The organism is Streptosporangium sp. NBC_01469 (genome assembly GCF_036227305.1).
Classification (GTDB): Bacteria; Actinomycetota; Actinomycetes; order Streptosporangiales; family Streptosporangiaceae; genus Streptosporangium.
Genome location: NZ_CP109465.1, coordinates 8,173,204 through 8,188,843, shown reverse-complemented (window position 1 = coordinate 8,188,843; position 15,640 = coordinate 8,173,204). Strand labels below are relative to the sequence as shown.

General features: G+C 70.0%; 12 protein-coding genes. 9 read left to right on the top strand and 3 right to left on the bottom strand.

All coding sequences use genetic code 11. The features are described 5' to 3' along the window. Nucleotides 1-69 precede the first annotated feature (69 nt). The 6 genes from OG587_RS35610 (at nt 70) to OG587_RS35585 (ending at nt 5,533) form a co-directional block, all read left to right on the top strand. A complete protein-coding gene (locus OG587_RS35610; RefSeq protein WP_329083181.1) occupies nt 70-1,152 on the top strand; it encodes a phosphotransferase in 1,083 nt (360 codons plus the stop codon). A gap of 210 nt (nt 1,153-1,362) precedes the next feature. Next, nucleotides 1,363-2,811: a sensor histidine kinase gene (locus tag OG587_RS35605; protein ID WP_329083180.1), complete on the top strand. Its 1,449-nt coding sequence runs from the start codon at nt 1,363-1,365 to the stop codon at nt 2,809-2,811. A gap of 83 nt (nt 2,812-2,894) precedes the next feature. Beyond that, a complete protein-coding gene (locus OG587_RS35600) occupies nt 2,895-3,305 on the top strand; it encodes a roadblock/LC7 domain-containing protein (RefSeq protein WP_329083179.1) in 411 nt (136 codons plus the stop codon). Then, nucleotides 3,302-3,661, top strand: coding sequence for a DUF742 domain-containing protein (locus OG587_RS35595; RefSeq protein WP_329083178.1), 360 nt, complete (start codon nt 3,302-3,304; stop codon nt 3,659-3,661). Before OG587_RS35600 ends, OG587_RS35595 begins: the two co-directional genes overlap by 4 nt. Continuing rightward, nucleotides 3,642-4,247 carry a GTP-binding protein gene (locus OG587_RS35590; protein WP_443075312.1) on the top strand — a complete coding sequence of 202 codons (606 nt, stop codon included), beginning with the start codon at nt 3,642-3,644 and terminating at the stop codon, nt 4,245-4,247. Before OG587_RS35595 ends, OG587_RS35590 begins: the two co-directional genes overlap by 20 nt. Next, nucleotides 4,247-5,533, top strand: coding sequence for a cytochrome P450 (locus tag OG587_RS35585; protein ID WP_329083177.1), 1,287 nt, complete (start codon nt 4,247-4,249; stop codon nt 5,531-5,533). Before OG587_RS35590 ends, OG587_RS35585 begins: the two co-directional genes overlap by 1 nt. Before the next feature lie 278 nt (nt 5,534-5,811). On the opposite strand, the gene OG587_RS35580 is transcribed toward OG587_RS35585, so the two are convergent. Continuing rightward, nucleotides 5,812-7,170 (bottom strand): S8 family serine peptidase, encoded by a 1,359-nt coding sequence (locus OG587_RS35580; protein ID WP_329083176.1) that lies wholly within the window; start codon nt 7,168-7,170, stop codon nt 5,812-5,814. A 171-nt stretch (nt 7,171-7,341) separates the two neighbouring features. Here OG587_RS35580 and OG587_RS35575 point away from each other — a divergent pair, with 171 nt between their 5' ends. Continuing rightward, nucleotides 7,342-9,411, top strand: coding sequence for a spermidine synthase (locus OG587_RS35575; RefSeq protein WP_329083175.1), 2,070 nt, complete (start codon nt 7,342-7,344; stop codon nt 9,409-9,411). 311 nt (nt 9,412-9,722) lie between these two features. Here the strand turns inward: OG587_RS35575 and OG587_RS35570 are convergent, their stop codons facing one another. Next, nucleotides 9,723-11,579: an LCP family protein gene (locus tag OG587_RS35570; protein WP_329083174.1), complete on the bottom strand. Its 1,857-nt coding sequence runs from the start codon at nt 11,577-11,579 to the stop codon at nt 9,723-9,725. A gap of 356 nt (nt 11,580-11,935) precedes the next feature. After that, nucleotides 11,936-13,039 (bottom strand): neutral zinc metallopeptidase, encoded by a 1,104-nt coding sequence (locus OG587_RS35565; RefSeq protein ID WP_329083173.1) that lies wholly within the window; start codon nt 13,037-13,039, stop codon nt 11,936-11,938. A 726-nt stretch (nt 13,040-13,765) separates the two neighbouring features. Between OG587_RS35565 and OG587_RS35560 the strand changes: the two genes are divergently transcribed. Together OG587_RS35560 and folP are read left to right on the top strand one after the other, a co-directional pair. Continuing rightward, a complete protein-coding gene (locus OG587_RS35560) occupies nt 13,766-14,635 on the top strand; it encodes a LysR family transcriptional regulator (RefSeq protein ID WP_329083172.1) in 870 nt (289 codons plus the stop codon). A gap of 97 nt (nt 14,636-14,732) precedes the next feature. After that, on the top strand, nt 14,733-15,566 hold the full coding sequence (folP, locus tag OG587_RS35555; RefSeq protein WP_329083171.1) for a dihydropteroate synthase: 834 nt from the start codon (nt 14,733-14,735) through the stop codon (nt 15,564-15,566). Nucleotides 15,567-15,640 lie beyond the last annotated feature (74 nt).

Here is a 15,640-nt window from a genome sequence, read left to right as displayed (position 1 = left end):
CGGTTCGGCGGTCATACTCTTTGGGAGCACCTCACCCCACAACGCGCGACCAGTGCGAGAGATGTGCCGGTGCGGACGAAGGATGTCACCCGCGAATGGCTGACCGCGGTCCTGTGTCGTGCGCATCCCGGCGCCGCAGTGGAGTCGTACGACATGGAGGACGTCAGCAGCGGCACGTCGAGCCGCTGGCGGGCCACGGTTACCTACAACGGGGCGGGCAGGGAGGCGGGTCTGCCGACGGAGCTGTTCGCCAAGACGAGCCGGAGCTGGGCCCAGCGTCTCCTGCTGGGGATGGCCGACGTACTGACGGGTGAGCCGGGCTTCTACGCCCATATCCGGCCCCACCTGGACATCGAGGCACCGCACGGTTATCACGGGGCGGTCGATCCGGGGTCGGGCCGCTCGATCGCGCTGATGGAGGACATCGTCGCGACCAAGGGCGCGACCTTCTGCACGCCCCAGACGCCGATCTCCTTCGACGAGATGAAGAACCTGCTGACCAGCATGGCCACATGGCACGGGCGTTACTGGAACGACCCCGAGCTGGACCGGCACGATTTCCTGCGCAAGACACCTCAGACGTTCGTCGGCAATCTCGCCAAGTTCGCCGGGCTGAAGAAGCGCGGCGACGTCGGCGTCCAGCGGGCGATGGCCGTGATGCCCGACGGCATCATGGCCATCCACGAGGACCTCTACCGGGCGCTTTGGCGCTCGCTGGAGCTGGCTGCCCAGGGGCCGTTGACGTTTCTGCACGGCGACTCGCACATCGCCAACGTCTACAAAACCCGGGACGGGCTGCTGGGCTTCGGTGACTGGCAGGTCGTCATGCGGGGCACCTGGGCCTTCGACGTGTCGTACACCATCGCGACCGGGCTGGCCGTGGCCGACAGGCGCAACTGGGAGCGGGAGCTGCTGGCCTTCTATCTGGACAGGCTCGCTGAGACGGGTGCCGCGGCGCCGGACTTCGAGGCCGCGTGGCTCTCCTACCGCCAGCAGATGTTCTGGTCCTACTTCGGCTGGCTGCTGTCCATCGGGCGTAGCGCGATCCAGCCGAAGTTCCAGCCCGACTCGATCAGCCTGGGTATCCTCGAGCGCGCGTCGAACGCCATCCTGGATCTGGACACGCTCGGGGCCGTTGACGCTGTCTCCTGACAGGATCGCAGCCACCGGAGCGTTGTTTTCGCACGTGAGAGTCCTGTTTGACGAGCATTTACCGCAAATGGTGACTAACGGCTCACCAAACATCATGATCTTCGCTACGATTCGATCAAGACGTTCAAGCCGGACAAATCATTTGATTCGGCCTTTGCTAGACCTGGGCGGCTCACCCTCTGTCACCGACTGCCGACGAGGAATTGCTTGATGTCAGTACGAATACCTACTCGCCGCCAGGCGGGGCTCTCGCCGGCCGGCCAGGCCTTCCTTGTCATGCTGGGCGCTCTGATCATTACCGGGGTGATCTGGCTGTGGGCGGTGGCCATGGCGCCGGTCGACGGGCGGGCACTCCTGGCGTGGAGTCTCGGCGTCATCGCCCTCCTGCTGTGCGTCGCCGTAACCTTCGCGGCGTACAGCATGTTGCAGGGACGCCTGCTCCGCGACCGTCTCGCCGGGGCGGACGGGGAGATCGCCTGGCTGGCTGACCACACCCTTCCCGCGCTGGTGCATCGGTTGCGCGAGGGCGCGTCGGCGGAGACCGCGCTCGCCGAGATTCCGCAGCCTCGCGGCCTGGCTCAGCAGCGCATCATGTGGATGCTCGCGCAGGAGATCGGCAAGGGCGAGCGCATGCGCGCGGCTACGATGTCGGCGTGCGCGAACGCCGCGGGCCGGGTCCAGGCGCTCGCGACCAGCATGCTCGCCGACCTGCGCGAGATGGAGGACCGGCATGACGAGAAAGTTCTCGGTGACCTGTTGAGGCTGGACCACAGCACCGCGCAGGCGGGCCGCCTGGCCGACAGCATCGCGGTGCTGACCGGTGCCCGCTCCGGCAGGCGCTGGACCAAGCCGATCGTGATGGAGAGCATCCTGCGCGGAGCGGTGGGCCGGATCAGCGCCTACCAGCGGGTACGTGTGCACTCCGCCAGCGCCGTCTCCGTCGCCGGGTACGCCGCCGAGGGCGTCATGCATGCGCTCGCGGAACTGATGGACAACGCCGCCACCTTCTCACCTCCCTCCGAGGAGGTGCACGTGTACGTGGAAGAGGTGACCTCGGGCGTCGTGGTCACCATCGAGGACTGCGGTCTGGTCATGAGTCCCGCCGCGCTGAGTCGCGCCAGGCGGGCCGTCTCGTCCGAACCGCTGGACCTGACGACGTTGTCCGGTACACGGCTGGGTCTGGCGGTCGTGGGCTGCCTGGCTCGCAAGCACGGCCTGACGATCTCCTTTCGCCCCTCCTCGCGGGGAGGCACCGGAGTCGTGGTCATGATCCCGCAGCGGCTGATCATGCAGATCGCCCGGGATCCCGTAGCGGAGACGTCCCACTCCGAGAGCGTCCGTGCGCCGCGCGCGGCCACTCCCACGCCCGCTCCCAGGGCCGCCGAGAGCGTCCGTACGCCGCGCATGGCCGCCCCCAGGCCCGCCGAGAGCGAACCCGCCGCGCCCGTGGGGGACGGCGAGCTGTACGGGCTGCCTAAACGCCCCCGCGGGCAGACGCTCGCCGCGGCCTCTTCGTCCTCCGAGCCCGACCCCTCGCCGCCGCCGCCCAAGCCCAGGAAGCCGCGCTCCGATCCGGGAGCGGGATTCAGCGCCTTTCGTCAGGCCAGCCTTGGAACCGGTGGCGGTCCCCCTCCTCGGGCAGAGGATGACACACTGTGACGATCCCAACAAGACAACCAAACAGATTGGAGGGAGGGGCCGTCCCTCCGGCGGCGACGCCCGGATGACCGTCCCGGATTCCGATGAGAACCTCAGAGCGTGAACTCACCTGGATGCTGGAGAACCTCCTGGAGAAGACACCACAGACCCGATACGCCCTGGTGCTCTCGAAGGACGGCCTCAAGCTGTCCCACACCCGCGCGTTGTCCGTGGACCGGGCCGACCAGTTGGCCGCCATCGCGTCGGGCATCCAGAGCCTGTCTCATGGCGCGTCCATCGAGTTCGGCGACGGCACCGGAGGGGTGCGTCAGTCCATGACGGAGTTCCATGGCGGGCTGCTGTTCATCGTGGAGGCGGGCGACGGCGCGCACCTCGCCGTCGTGGCGACGGACACCGCCGACCCGGGCCTCATCGGGCACAACATGAACGAGCTGGTCGAGCAGATCGGCGAGTATCTGACCGCGCCACCACGCGAGCCGAACCGGCAGATATGACGTCGCGGCGAGTCAACAGCGAGAATCCAGACCGGCTGTACACCGTCACGGGCGGGCGTAGCCGCGCCGACCACAGCAGCATGGACCTGGTCACCCTCATCGTGAGCGAGTGTGACCCGGCACCGGGCATGCAATCCGAACATGCCCGGATCCTCCAGATGTGCGTCCGCCCGATGGCGGTTGTGGAGATCTCCTCGGAGCTGGGTCTGCCGATCAGCGTCGTGCGGATACTGCTGGGTGACTTGATCGACTCCGGCCGTATCACGGCTCGCCGCCCGCCTCCGATTCCCACCAGGGCGCAACTGCCCGACCCCGAACTCCTGAAGCAGGTGCTCGTTGGACTCCAGAAACTCTGAGCAACTCGTCCGCACACCACTACTGAGCACGGCGAACACCGGGCTCAAGATCGTGGTGGTCGGTGGGTTCGGTGTGGGCAAGACGACCATGGTCCGCTCGGTGAGCGAGATCCGCCCACTGAGCACAGAGGAGACCATGACGCGGGCGGGCATCGGAGTCGACGACGCGACCGGTGTGGCGGCCAAAAGCACGACCACGGTGGCCTTCGACTTCGGCCGCATCAGCCTGAACGAGCAGATGGTGCTCTATCTGTTCGGGGCGCCGGGCCAGGAGCGGTTCTGGTTCCTTTGGGAGCGGTTGTTCTCGGGGACTCTGGGGGCGGTCGTCCTGGTGGACGTCCGCCGCCTGGCCGACTCGTGGTACGCCATCGACCGCCTCGAACACCACGGCATGCCGTTCATCGTGGCCCGTAACAACTTCGCCGAACCGGTTCACCCCCTGGAACAGGTGCGGGAGGCGCTGTCCCTCTCCGATGATGTTCCACTGATCGACTGCGACGCCCGCCGGCGCGACTCCAGCAAGGCGGTGCTGATCGCCCTTGTCAAGCACCTGTACACCCTGTCCTCCGCCCGGGAGGGCACCTGATGACGAACGTCTTCCACACGCCCGACCCCGCATCCGGCTTCTCCGGCTCGCAGGCGCCCGCGGGCTGCCCCGCCCACCAGGGCGCCGTCCCCCTGTACGGGACCCGGTTCCACCAGGATCCGGCCCAGACGTACCGGGAGATGAGGCGACAGCACGGGCCCGTCGTCCCGATCCTGCTCGAAGGCGATGTGCCCGCATGGCTGGTGATCGGGTATCGCGAGCTCCGCTACGTCCTCAGCAACTCGCAGCTGTTCGCCCGGGACTCGCGCCGCTGGAACGCCTGGGATCGCATCCCGCCCGACTGGCCGCTGATGGCATACGTCGGTTACCAGCCCTCCTTGCTGTTCACCGAGGGAGCCGAGCACCAGCGGCGGGCCGGGGCCATCGGTGACGCCCTCGCCGCGGTCGACCAGTTCGAGCTGAGAACCCAGTGTGAGCGGATCGCCGACGGCCTGATCGACACGTTCACCGGCCACGGCCGAGTGGACCTGATGACGCAGTACGCCCATCCGATGCCACTGCTGGCCGTCGCCTCCATGTTCGGCCTGCCCGATGCCGAAGCCTCGCGCCTGGCCGGCGATGTGGGGGCGACGCTGAACGGCGGCGAGGGCGCCATGGAGGCCTACCAGCGGGTGCAGGCCCTGATGCGGCGCCTGCTCGACGGCAAGCGGGAGCGCCCCGGCCCGGACCTGCCGTCACGCCTGCTGGCACACCCCGCGGGGCTCGCCGACGAGGAGCTCATCCAGGACCTGATCCTGCTGATGACCGCGGGCCAGGACACGACCGCCAACTGGATCGGCAACACCCTGCGGCTGATGCTGACCGACGAGCGGTTCGCCGTGACCCTGTCGGGCGGCCGACGTAGCGCCGGCCAGGCGCTCAACGAGGTGCTGTGGGAGGACTCGCCCAGCCAGAACAGCCTGGGCCGCTGGGCAGTGCACGACACCCAGCTCGGCGGACAGCGTATCCGGGCCGGCGACGTGCTGGTCCTCGGCCTGGCCGCCGCGAACGCCGACCCGCAGGTGCGGCCGGACTCCTACAGCGGCTCCGGCGGCAACCAGGCACACATGTCCTTCGGCTACGGCGAGCACGGGTGCCCGCATCCGGCGCCGGAACTCGCCGAGGTGATCGCCTACACCGCTGTCGAGGTGCTCCTGGACCGGCTCCCCGACATGGTGCTGACGGTGGCGGCCGAGTCGCTCGTCTGGCGAACGTCCATCCAGATGCGCGGCCTGGCCGCCCTGCCGGTCGAGTTCAGCCCCGGATACTCCAAGGGCAGAATGTAATGGTCCTGCCCTGGCGCCGTGATCTGACGAAACGGCGTCATGCCTGTACCTGCCGGCCGAAGCTGTTCCCGCATCCGCGTGGATGAGGAGTCACGGCGGATACCCAAGCCCTTCGGCCGACGAGACGAGCCTGGAGTCCTTCCCCAAGAGGAAAGCAGGAGACCTTGAGCACCCTCGGCGAGAGCCCCTTCAGGCGAGACCGCCCACGCGTCGTTGACCCGGCACAGGTCTCCGCCGTCGCGTCGGGCGGGAGCCGTACGGTGATCAGGAGCATGCACTCACGCCACGCGTCTCGCGCGGCGTCGCAACGAGGCGAGCATCCCGGCGGTGTCGACGACGCCGTAACCGTAGTCGTGGTCGAACCCGATGTCGCCGTGGTCGTCGGCGGTGCGCCGGAGCAGGGTGCGCAGCTGGGCGGGTGACAGACGGGAGGAGGGCCACAGGGTGCGTACGGCCGCGACCAGCCCGGCCGCGACGGGGCACGCGGCCGAGGTGCCCGAGTCGGCCTCGTCGGCGCCGAAGGCCAGCGAGCCGGAGAAGTGGGTGTAGGCGCAGAGGTCCGGCTTGCGGGCGGTGAGGCGGCCAGGACCCTGCGAGGAGTAGCCGACCCGCTCGCGGCGGACGTCGACGCCGCCGATCGACAGGACGCGCGGGTGGGAGTTGGCGCCGGTGATCGGCCGGTTGGCGTACGCGCACCGGCCGTCGGGGCAGTCGCGCCCGCAGTTTCCCGCGGCGAACAGCACGTCGGCGCCCGCCCGCTCCAGGCTGGAGACGATCAGGTTGAACGGGTGGGCCGGGTTGTCGGAGTAGTTGCCGGGATGGCCCGCGGGGAAGTCCCAGTCGGGGGAGAAGGAGCCCCAGCTGTTGGTGACGACCAGGGAGCGCGAGGCTGCGGGCTGGGCTTCGAGGACGGTGCGCAGGTGGGCGAAGGCCGCGACCGCGTCCGACAGCAGGCCGTCCAGCGCGGTGCCGCCGGGGCGCCGGGAGAGCAGCACGGGCACGTCGATCAGCGACGCCCTCGGGGCGGCGACGAGCGCGTCGAAGGCGCACATCGTGCCGTGGTCGACGGGGAACTCGCCCGCCCTGCCCCGCACTCCGGACGGGTTCCAGCTGCGCTGCGCGTCGAGGGTCACGCCGCGGTCGAGGGTCCGGGCCACGTGCGCGGCGTTGATGCCGGTGTCGAGCACCGCGAGCGCGACGCCCGAGCCGTCGAGGCCCTCGCGGGCCAGCTCGGCGACGTGGAGCAGCCGCTCCACGTCGCGCCAGTCGCCCACCGGGGGCGTTCCGCCGCAGGTGAGACCCCGCTCGATCACCGGGTCGGCGAAGACCCCCACGACGTCGGGACGGAGCGAGGGCAGCAGGGTGATCCGGGTGGAGATCTCGTCGTCGGAGATCTCCCCGCGGACCAGGACGGAGGCCTCGTTGTCGGCGAAGGAGAACGTCAGCGGCTGGTTGAGCGAGAGGGGGTCGCCCCCGATGGCGGGAATCGGGCGGGGCACGACGACCGGGGTGAAGGAGGGGTCCACGACGACCCCGGGCAGCGCGTCGGCGACGTCGGCCGCCGGTGTGCTCACCGCGGGGTCGGCCACGGCCGCGACGACGTCGGGGGAGGGACGGAGCTGGAGCAGGACCCGCATGTGCACCACCGGGGCTCGAGGGGATCGGGTTCCACCACGTTCCTGCATCCACCTCGGCCGCGTCCAGCCGCTGAAAGCACCCTCTATCTGGCCTCATAGGATGTAACCCACGCAAACGACAGGCGCGGATTTCCTTCCCTGCGCGGGTGCCGGTCACTAGCGTTGGGGGTCATGACCGCAGAGCCACCCCCCAGCCCCGATGTCCGGCACACCCACTGGCTGAGCACGCGGCCCAGACTGATAGTGGCCAGTGGCTTCATGCTCTTCCTGGAACTGGCCCTGATCCGGTGGACCGGGTCGAACATCGTTCATCTGAGTTACTTCACCAACTTCGTCCTGCTGGGGTCCTTCCTCGGTATCGGGCTCGGCTTCCTCCGGGTGGGACGCAGCACTCGGCAGCCGTACTACTCGCCGATCGTGCTGGCCGTCCTCGTCCTGGTCGTGTGGCTCTTCCCGGTCACCGTGGACCGCCAGACCGAGGGGGTCCTGTACTGGACGAGCCTGAGCGCCAGTGGTCCGCCCGCCTGGCTGATCCTGCCGGTGATCTTCGCCGCGGCGGCGATCGTGCTGATGGGCCCGGCCGAGCTGGTCGGGCGCTGCTTCCCCGAGCTCGAACGACTGGAGGCCTACCGCTACGACCTGATCGGCAGCCTCAGCGGCATCGGGCTGTTCACCGCGCTGTCGTTCCTCAGCGCGCCCCCGGTGGTGTGGGGCACGATCGCCGCGATCGCCTACGCGGTGCTGCTCTGGCCCCGCAGGGTCTGGGCCCGGGCGGCGCTGCTCGTGCCGTCGCTGATCGTCGTCGGTGTCCTCGCGACGGAGACACTGACGGCAGGGGCGCTGTGGTCGCCCTACTACAAGGTGACCTACGTGCGCGGCTACTGGAACGACGTGCCGCTGATGAACATCGACGTCAACGGCATCCCGCACCAGCAGGCCACCCCGGCCAAGAGCCGCCTGGAGTGGGAGCGCCAGTACGCCCTCCCGTACGAGCGCGCGGCCTCCGGCAAGCTGGACAACGTGCTGATCGTGGGTGCGGGCAGCGGCACCGACGTGTCCATCGCGCTGTCGAAGGGCGCCAAGCACGTGGACGCCGTGGAGATCGACCCCAAGCTGCTCGAACTCGGCCGCTCCTACCACCCGGACAAACCCTACGACGACCCCCGGGTCACCACCCACGTCACCGACGGCCGCGCCTTCCTGGAACGGACCTCCGACAAGTACGACCTGATCCTCTTCGCGCTGCCCGACTCGCTCACCCTGGTCTCCGGGGCGAGCTCGCTGCGGCTGGAGAGCTACCTGTTCACCCAGCAGGCGATGGAGGCGGCCAAGGATCACCTCAAGCCCGACGGCGCCTTCTCGATGTACAACTACTACCGCGAGACCTGGCTGGTGGACCGCCTCGGCTCCACCATGCAGGCCGCCTTCGGCCACAAACCCTGCGTCGACATCGTCAGCGAGACCGGCCAGCAGGCGGTGATCACCGCGGGGCTGACCACCGCGGCGCAGCGGTGCGGCTCCGAGTGGGCGGGGGCGACCGCCGACACCCCGCCGCCGGCCAGTGACGACCGGCCCTTCCTGTACCTGAAGGACCGGACGATCCCGCAGATCTACATCATCACCCTCGGCCTGATCCTCATCGTCAGCCTGCTCGCCGTCCGGGCCGTCGCCGGCCCCTACCGGCGCATGCGCCCGTACGCCGACCTCTTCCTGCTCGGGGTGGCGTTCCTGCTGCTGGAGACCAAGAGCATCACCGGGTTCGCGCTGCTGTTCGGCACCACCTGGGTGGTGAACGCGATCGTGTTCGGCGGGGTGCTGGTCGCCGTGCTCGCCGCGGTGGAGGTGACACGCCGCTTCAGGATGCCGTCCCTGCCCGTGATGTACGGCGTGCTGCTCGCCGGGCTGGTCCTGGCCTGGCTGGTGCCCAACTCCTGGCTGCTGGGCCTGCCGCTACCGGTGCGCGCGGTGGTCGCCGTGGTCGTGGCGTTCCTGCCGATCTTCGCGGCCAACGTGGTGTTCGCCAAGCGCTTCGCCGACTCCGCGGACGCCACCGTGTCCTTCGGGGCCAACCTGCTGGGCGCGATGGTCGGCGGCTGCCTGGAGTATCTGGCGCTGATCATCGGCTACCAGGCGCTGCTGATCGCGGCGGGCCTGATCTATCTGGGCGCCTTCGCCCTGCTGCCCAGGACCGGCGGGGTCGCCGGGGGCGTCGGGACGGCCGGAGCGGCCAAGGTCGGCTGAGCCCGGCGAGCCTCGGGACCCGGAGCTTTGGAGCCTCGGGTCTCGGGTCCCGGAGTTTTAGGGCCTCGGAGGCCCGGAGTTCCGGAGCTCTGGAGTCCCAGGGCCTCGGAGCCGAGGAGTCTTGGAGCTTTAAAGCCCCAGGGCCTCGGAGTCCGAGGCTCCTCGGCTCCGAGGAGCCCGGGGGACCAGAAGAGCGCGGGGGAAAGCGTTGTGGCCCGTCCTCCTTCGCGGAGGGCGGGCCACATGCGTGCGGGGCGGCCAGAGCCCCAGAACCTCAGAGGCTCAGAGGCGTGGTCGGCCGCGCGGGGCGGTCAGAATCCGCAGAGCTCGTCCAGGGACTCGGCCTCGCCCTTGCCGTTCGGGGTGGGCGTCTGGCTCGGAGAGGCTGCCACCGCCGTCCTGGAGGGCTTGGGCGTGGCGGCGGGCGCCACACCGCTCGTGCCGGGAGAGGCCGTCGCGGCCTGGGGGCGGCGGGCGGGCCGCAGCGACTGGCTCAGCGCCCTGGCGGTCGCGGCACGGATCTTCTGCCAGTCGGGCGAGCCGGTGTAGAACTCCGGCGGCACGAACTGGAGGCTGACGATCCTCGCGTCCTTGACCTTCAGCCCCAGCTCGATGATGTGCTCCAGCAGCTCGCGGGGGATGTCGGTCTTGGCCATCTTCTTGGCCACGTTCGCGATCTTGGCGAAGTTGGTGAGCACGACCGACGGGGTGGCCTGCTGGGCGAAGGCGCCGATGACGCAGCGCTGGCGGGCCATCCGGGAGAAGTCGTCGCTGCCGACACGGGAACGCCCGTACCAGAGCGCCTCCTCGCCCGAGAGCTTCCGGTATCCGGCCTTGATGGTCCCGGCGGTGCCGTAGAGGCCACCCCAGGGGACGTCGCGCTCCACCCTGATCCTGAGGCCGCCGATGGCGTCCACCAGGTGGGCGAAGCCGAACATGTTCACCAGGGCGTAGTAGTCGATCTTCAGGTTGAGCGTGAAGCCGATGGCGTCCATGAGCGCACGGGGGCCTCGGTGCCCGTCCTTGACTCCGGGCATCAGCTCGGGGTGGTCCTCGGCGTACTGCCAGACCTCGTTGAGCAGGCCGCCGTTGGGCAGCTCGCGCATGAAGCCGTTGGGGAACCGCTTGCCGAGCGCGGTACCGGGCGGGAAGCGGACGTGCTGGAGGTTGCGGGGAAGGCTGAACATGGCGGTGTTGCCGGTCGCGACGTGCACGCTGGCCATGGTCATGCTGTCGGTCCGCACACCCTCCCGGTTCCCGGCGCCGTCGCCGCCGACGAGCAGGAAGTTCACCCGCTTGCGCCCGCCCCACGGGTCCTCGTGCTTGACGGGGACGGCCGTGGGGTTGCCCGAGGCGCTCTCGAAGATGGCGTTCGCCGTCTCCTTGCCGGTCATCACGGTGCTCGCGGTCAGTGCGAACGGCGCCATCACCGACACGCACAGCACGCCGACCGCGATGCCCGACACGATCTGCCCCCTGCCGCTGAGCCGGTCGGGCCCGAGGGAGACGTAGGAGAAGAGCACCAGCAGGAACCAGGCGATCGCGCCGGCGATGGCCAGGACCGCCCCGGTCATCAGCGTGCTGTCGCGGGCGAGGAAACCCGCGTTCCCCTCACCGCTGAGGACGAGCGCGCCGACCAGGATGGCCAGCAGCAGCGCGCCGAAGATCGTGAGCAGGATGTACCCGGTGCGGCGGTGTCCCGACCGCAGGTGTGCCGCGCCGGGGAGGAGCGCCGACAGCGCGGTCCAGCCGATGAGCGCGCCGACCGTCAGCGGCTTGGCGAACCGCGGCCGCTTCCCGGGAGGGCCCGGAGGATCGGAAGGTCCGGGCGGGCCGGGGGGAGATCCGGCGGGCCCCCCGGTCTGGACCGCTCCCTGGGCCTGGACCGGCCCCGGCCCCTGAACCGGCCCCGCGGCCGGAGCGGGCCGCGTGCCCGTTCCGGCCTGCGAGGGGGAGGTCGTCTGGCTCTCGGGCGCATCCCGGGGCGGGAGGGTTTCCTGCCTGTTGCGCGTGGCCTGCCCGTTGCGTACGTCGTGCGGGGGAGGCGTCCCCTGCCCGTTGTGCGCGCCCTGGACGGGGGGCGCGTCCTGCCCGTTGGCGGCGCCCCGTACGCCGGGCAGGGGCTGCGGGGGAGGCGTCCCCCGCCCGTCCGGCGCGCTCTGGACCATCCGGAGCCCGTTGGGCGCCTCCTGCCCGGCGGCGGGAGCGCCCTGGGCCTTTGGCGGGCCGGGTGGGCCAGAGGAGGGCTGTGTCTCGGCCGGACCTTGCACGCCGCCCCGACCCGCGCCTGAGCCTCCGCTGCGGCGCCGGGGGCGCCGTTTCCCACTGTCGCCGGCGAGATCCCCCGAGTCTTGCCCAAGGCGCATCGTCACACCGCTTCCTACTACGTTTTGCCCCGGTCTACCTGGCAAAACAGCCAAGGTTCCCCGATTGAACGGAATTTGCCAGGATTCTAGTCCCCATACCTGGACATGACAGACAGATAGCTAATCTGTGGTTAATGATCCCTTAAGTCGTGACGTGGCTAAGACGTCGACGAGGACGGTGCCAGCCAGGTGTTGCACTGGAACGCCTTGTTCTTCTCGTAGCCCTGGCGGAACCACCTGTTGTTGTTCGCCGGAGAGCCGTGGTCACGGGGATAGCCGGGCCAGTCGCCCACGCGGGAGTAGAAGTAGTAGAGGGTGTTGCGCCGGGCCGGGGTCACCGGGTAACTGGCCGCGACCGAGCGCATGAACATCGCTCCGAAACAGGTCGCCTGGAGCTCGAACCGGCGGCTGAGCGCGAGTTTCCCGCTCCGGCTGCTGGAGCGCAGCGACCTCTGCCACCAGGTGTTGGACAGCCCTGACATCTGCTGCACGTGGTGCCCGTACTCGTGCGCCATCATGCTGATGACCCCGCCGTGCCAGTCGGTGATGGAGCCGTACCCGCCGGAGTCGCCCACCCCCCGCACCATCGCCCTGGTCGAGGCGTAGATGGTGGTGTTGCGCGGGCAGTAGTACGGCACCATGCTGCCCGGCGAGGGGAAGTCCCCGCAGGCGCCGCGGCCTTTCGTCGCGGTGAGGGCGTAGCCGGGCGGGCGCCAGTTCATGCCCTGCTTGCGCATGATCTGGGACCAGCCCCTGTCCATGCACCTGGACGTCCTGAGGATCAGCGCCTTGAGCTGGCTGTGGCTGTAGATGCTGGCCGATCCCGCCGGGCAGTTCACCCGGGGAAGCCCGCCTGCCCGATAGAGCGTGTTGTTCTCCAGGCTGGTGTTGAGCGTCCGCACCTTGGCCGGGGGCGCGATCGTGTCCTCCGAGATGTCGGAGGAGGCCGTCGTCCGCCTCGGCTCGGCGGACGCGGTCCGCGCGGGCTCGGCGGTGGGCGTGTACGACGGCCTGCTGTCCTGGAAGGTGGGCAGCGGGGGGATCGCGACCGGCGAGACCGGATCCGAGCGGCGGCTGTTCTTGGCCACCGCGCCCATCACGACGAGCCCGACGAACAGCAGCGCGACCACGCCGAAGATCCCGCCGAGGATCGGCCCGGCGCCGCCGGAGCGGGGGCGCTGCGGCTGCCACTGCGGCGGCGGGTAGGCATGCCGCTGCCGGGGGTCCGGCGGCGGTGGCGGGGCCGGATGGCCGTACGGCACCTGGCCCCCGGGCCACGTGGGCGGATGCGGGTAACCCTGTCCCGGCGGTGGCTGCCGTGGACGCACCGGCGGGGGCGGGAACGACGGTGGATATCCCGGTGGCGGCGGCTGGGGGTGGCCCTGCGGCGGTCCCTGGGGTGGGTGTCCCCGGCCGGGCGGCGGCGGGGGTGGCTGCCGGGGGGCGGGCGGGTACCCGTATCCGGGAGGGAATCCCTGTCCTGGCGGCGACGCCGGGTGGCTCCCGTGCCCCGGCGGCGACGCTGGATGGTTTCCCTGTCTCGGTGGTGGTGCCGGTGGATATCCCGCCTGTCCCGGTGGGGGTGCCGGCGGACTTCCCTGGCCCTGTCCCGGGTACACGGGTAGTCGCCGGTATCCCTGATCCCCCGGCGCCGGGTGCCCCTGTCCCGGTGGCGGATGCGGTGGATATCCCGGTGGCGGCGGCTGAGGGTGGCCCTGAGCCGCCCACGCGGGTGGTCCCTGAGATGGTTGCCCCCGAGGTGGAGGGGGCGGTGGAGGGTGGTGCCCGTTGCCTGTCACGCTGTCTCCCCGTTAACCCGAGCGTCCGATATGAGCTGCAGGTCCGGACTTTTGCCGAATTTGGGGCGTAAGCATACTGATTTATCATCCGTCACGGATGTCGCTGCATTCGATTACATTCCGAAATCATCCGAGGTGATCTCCGCGATGTACCGGACCGATCCAGGGCTCGTGACCTAGCTTCAAGTCATGAATCTGCAGCAGCTCCGCTATGTGGTCGCGACGGCGGAGCATCGCACCATGACCGACGCGGCCAGGTCGCTGTACATCGCACAACCTGCCCTTTCCCGTGCGATCAGGGATTTGGAACGAGAGCTCGGGATGACGTTGTTCGCACGTTCCGGACGTGGCGTGGTCGTCACGGCGCAGGGACGCCGGGTGGTCAAGCTGGCCCGGGAGGCACTCGACGCCGTCCGCGAGATCGAGGCACTGTCCACGCACGGCCACGCGTCCGAGGCGGAGCTCCGCATCGCCTCGATACCCAGCCTCGAACCGGGGCTGGCAGGACGCCTCCTCCCCGCGTACACCGCCGAACATCCCGGGGTACGCATTCACATCGTCCGCTGTGACGGGCGGGACGGCGTGGTGAGCGCCATCAGGGACCAGCGGGCCGATCTCGGCCTGACGGACCTGCCCGTCCCCACCGATCTGGTCAGCCACCCGCTGGAGCGCCAGGAGATCGTGCTGATCTCCCCGCCCGGCGTGGACCTGCCCGACCCGGTGCCGATGAGGAGACTCAACGGCATGCGGCTGGTGCTGCCGGTCCCCGGCAGTTCCCGGCGCAGGGAGTTCGACGCGCTCTTCGCCAAGCACGGTGTGGCCCCCGTGGTGGCGACGCAGCTCGACGAGCGCGGCAACTGGCTGAGCACCGTCCGTTCGGGTACGGCCTCGATGCTCTGGTACCGGGGGATGGCCGAGCAGGCCGCCCGCGCCGGGCTCGTGGTCCGCACCCTCGATCCCTCGGTCCGCCGGGTGATCGCCATCGTTCACGCGCGACGGCGGTTGCCCGCCATCGCCCAGGAGTTCCTGTCCGTGGCCGAAAGTGGGTCGGCCGCGTAGGAGCCCCGAGGCTCATCAGTTCTCCCCAGTTTTCCCCCAGAGGCGGCGCAGGTGGGAGCGCCGTCCTCTCCGACACCGGGCTATAGGCTCGGTCTCGATGACTATCTTGCGCCTGCGCGGCCGTGAGTTCCGGCCCGGCGAGTTCGCGATCATGGCGGTGGTCAACCGCACCCCCGACTCCTTCTTCGACAGGGGAAGGACGTACGGCTTCGCGGCCGCCCTGGAGGCGGTGGACGGTGCCGTCGCGGGAGGCGCGGACATCGTCGACATCGGCGGCGTCAAGGCGGGTCCCGGCGACGAGGTCGATCCCGCCGAGGAGATCCGCAGGGTGGCCGACCTGGTCGCCGAGGTCAGGCGTCGTCACCCCCGGCTCATCGTCAGCGTCGACACCTGGCGCGCGGAGGTCGCCGAGGTCGTCGCCGAGGCGGGCGCGGACCTTCTCAACGACACCTGGGGCGGCGTCGATCCCGAGCTGGCCGGGGTCGCCGCCAAGCACGGCATCGGCCTGGTCTGCGCGCACGCCGGACGCGTGACCCCGCGAACCCGCCCGCACCGTATCGCCTACGCCGACGTGGTCGCCGACGTCATCGGATACACCGTCGACCTCGCCGAGCGCGCCGTCGCCGCGGGAGTGCCCAGGGAGTCGGTCCTCATCGATCCGGCGCACGACTTCGGCAAGAACACCTGGCACTCCCTGGAGGTCAGCCGCCGTCTGGACGAGATGGTCGCCACCGGTTGGCCGGTGCTCGTCGCGGTCTCCAACAAGGACTTCGTCGGCGAGACCCTCGGCGGCCTGCCGGTGGACGAGCGCCACGCCGGGACCATGGCCACGCTGGCGGTCTCCGCCTGGCAGGGCGCCCGGGTCTTCCGCGTCCACGACGCCGCGTCCGCCCGCGCGGCCCTGGCCACCGTCGGGAGACTGCGCCGGTGACGGCGACAGCGTGCCGGTTAGGCCGCCGGTGACGCCCCCCACGCCGTCCTCGCCCCCTACGCCGTCGCCGCTCC

Excerpts from the sequence above, each read along its gene's own strand:
- OG587_RS35575 (WP_329083175.1), top strand. The coding sequence starts at position 7,342 with ATGACCGCAGAGCCACCCCCCAGCCCCGATGTCCGGCACACCCACTGG.
- folP (WP_329083171.1), top strand. The coding sequence starts at position 14,733 with ATGACTATCTTGCGCCTGCGCGGCCGTGAGTTCCGGCCCGGCGAGTTC.
- OG587_RS35585 (WP_329083177.1), top strand. The coding sequence starts at position 4,247 with ATGACGAACGTCTTCCACACGCCCGACCCCGCATCCGGCTTCTCCGGC.
- OG587_RS35580 (WP_329083176.1), bottom strand. The coding sequence starts at position 7,170 with ATGCGGGTCCTGCTCCAGCTCCGTCCCTCCCCCGACGTCGTCGCGGCC.
- OG587_RS35570 (WP_329083174.1), bottom strand. The coding sequence starts at position 11,579 with ATGGTCCAGAGCGCGCCGGACGGGCGGGGGACGCCTCCCCCGCAGCCC.
- OG587_RS35600 (WP_329083179.1), top strand. The coding sequence starts at position 2,895 with ATGAGAACCTCAGAGCGTGAACTCACCTGGATGCTGGAGAACCTCCTG.
- OG587_RS35595 (WP_329083178.1), top strand. The coding sequence starts at position 3,302 with ATGACGTCGCGGCGAGTCAACAGCGAGAATCCAGACCGGCTGTACACC.
- OG587_RS35560 (WP_329083172.1), top strand. The coding sequence starts at position 13,766 with ATGAATCTGCAGCAGCTCCGCTATGTGGTCGCGACGGCGGAGCATCGC.
- OG587_RS35605 (WP_329083180.1), top strand. The coding sequence starts at position 1,363 with ATGTCAGTACGAATACCTACTCGCCGCCAGGCGGGGCTCTCGCCGGCC.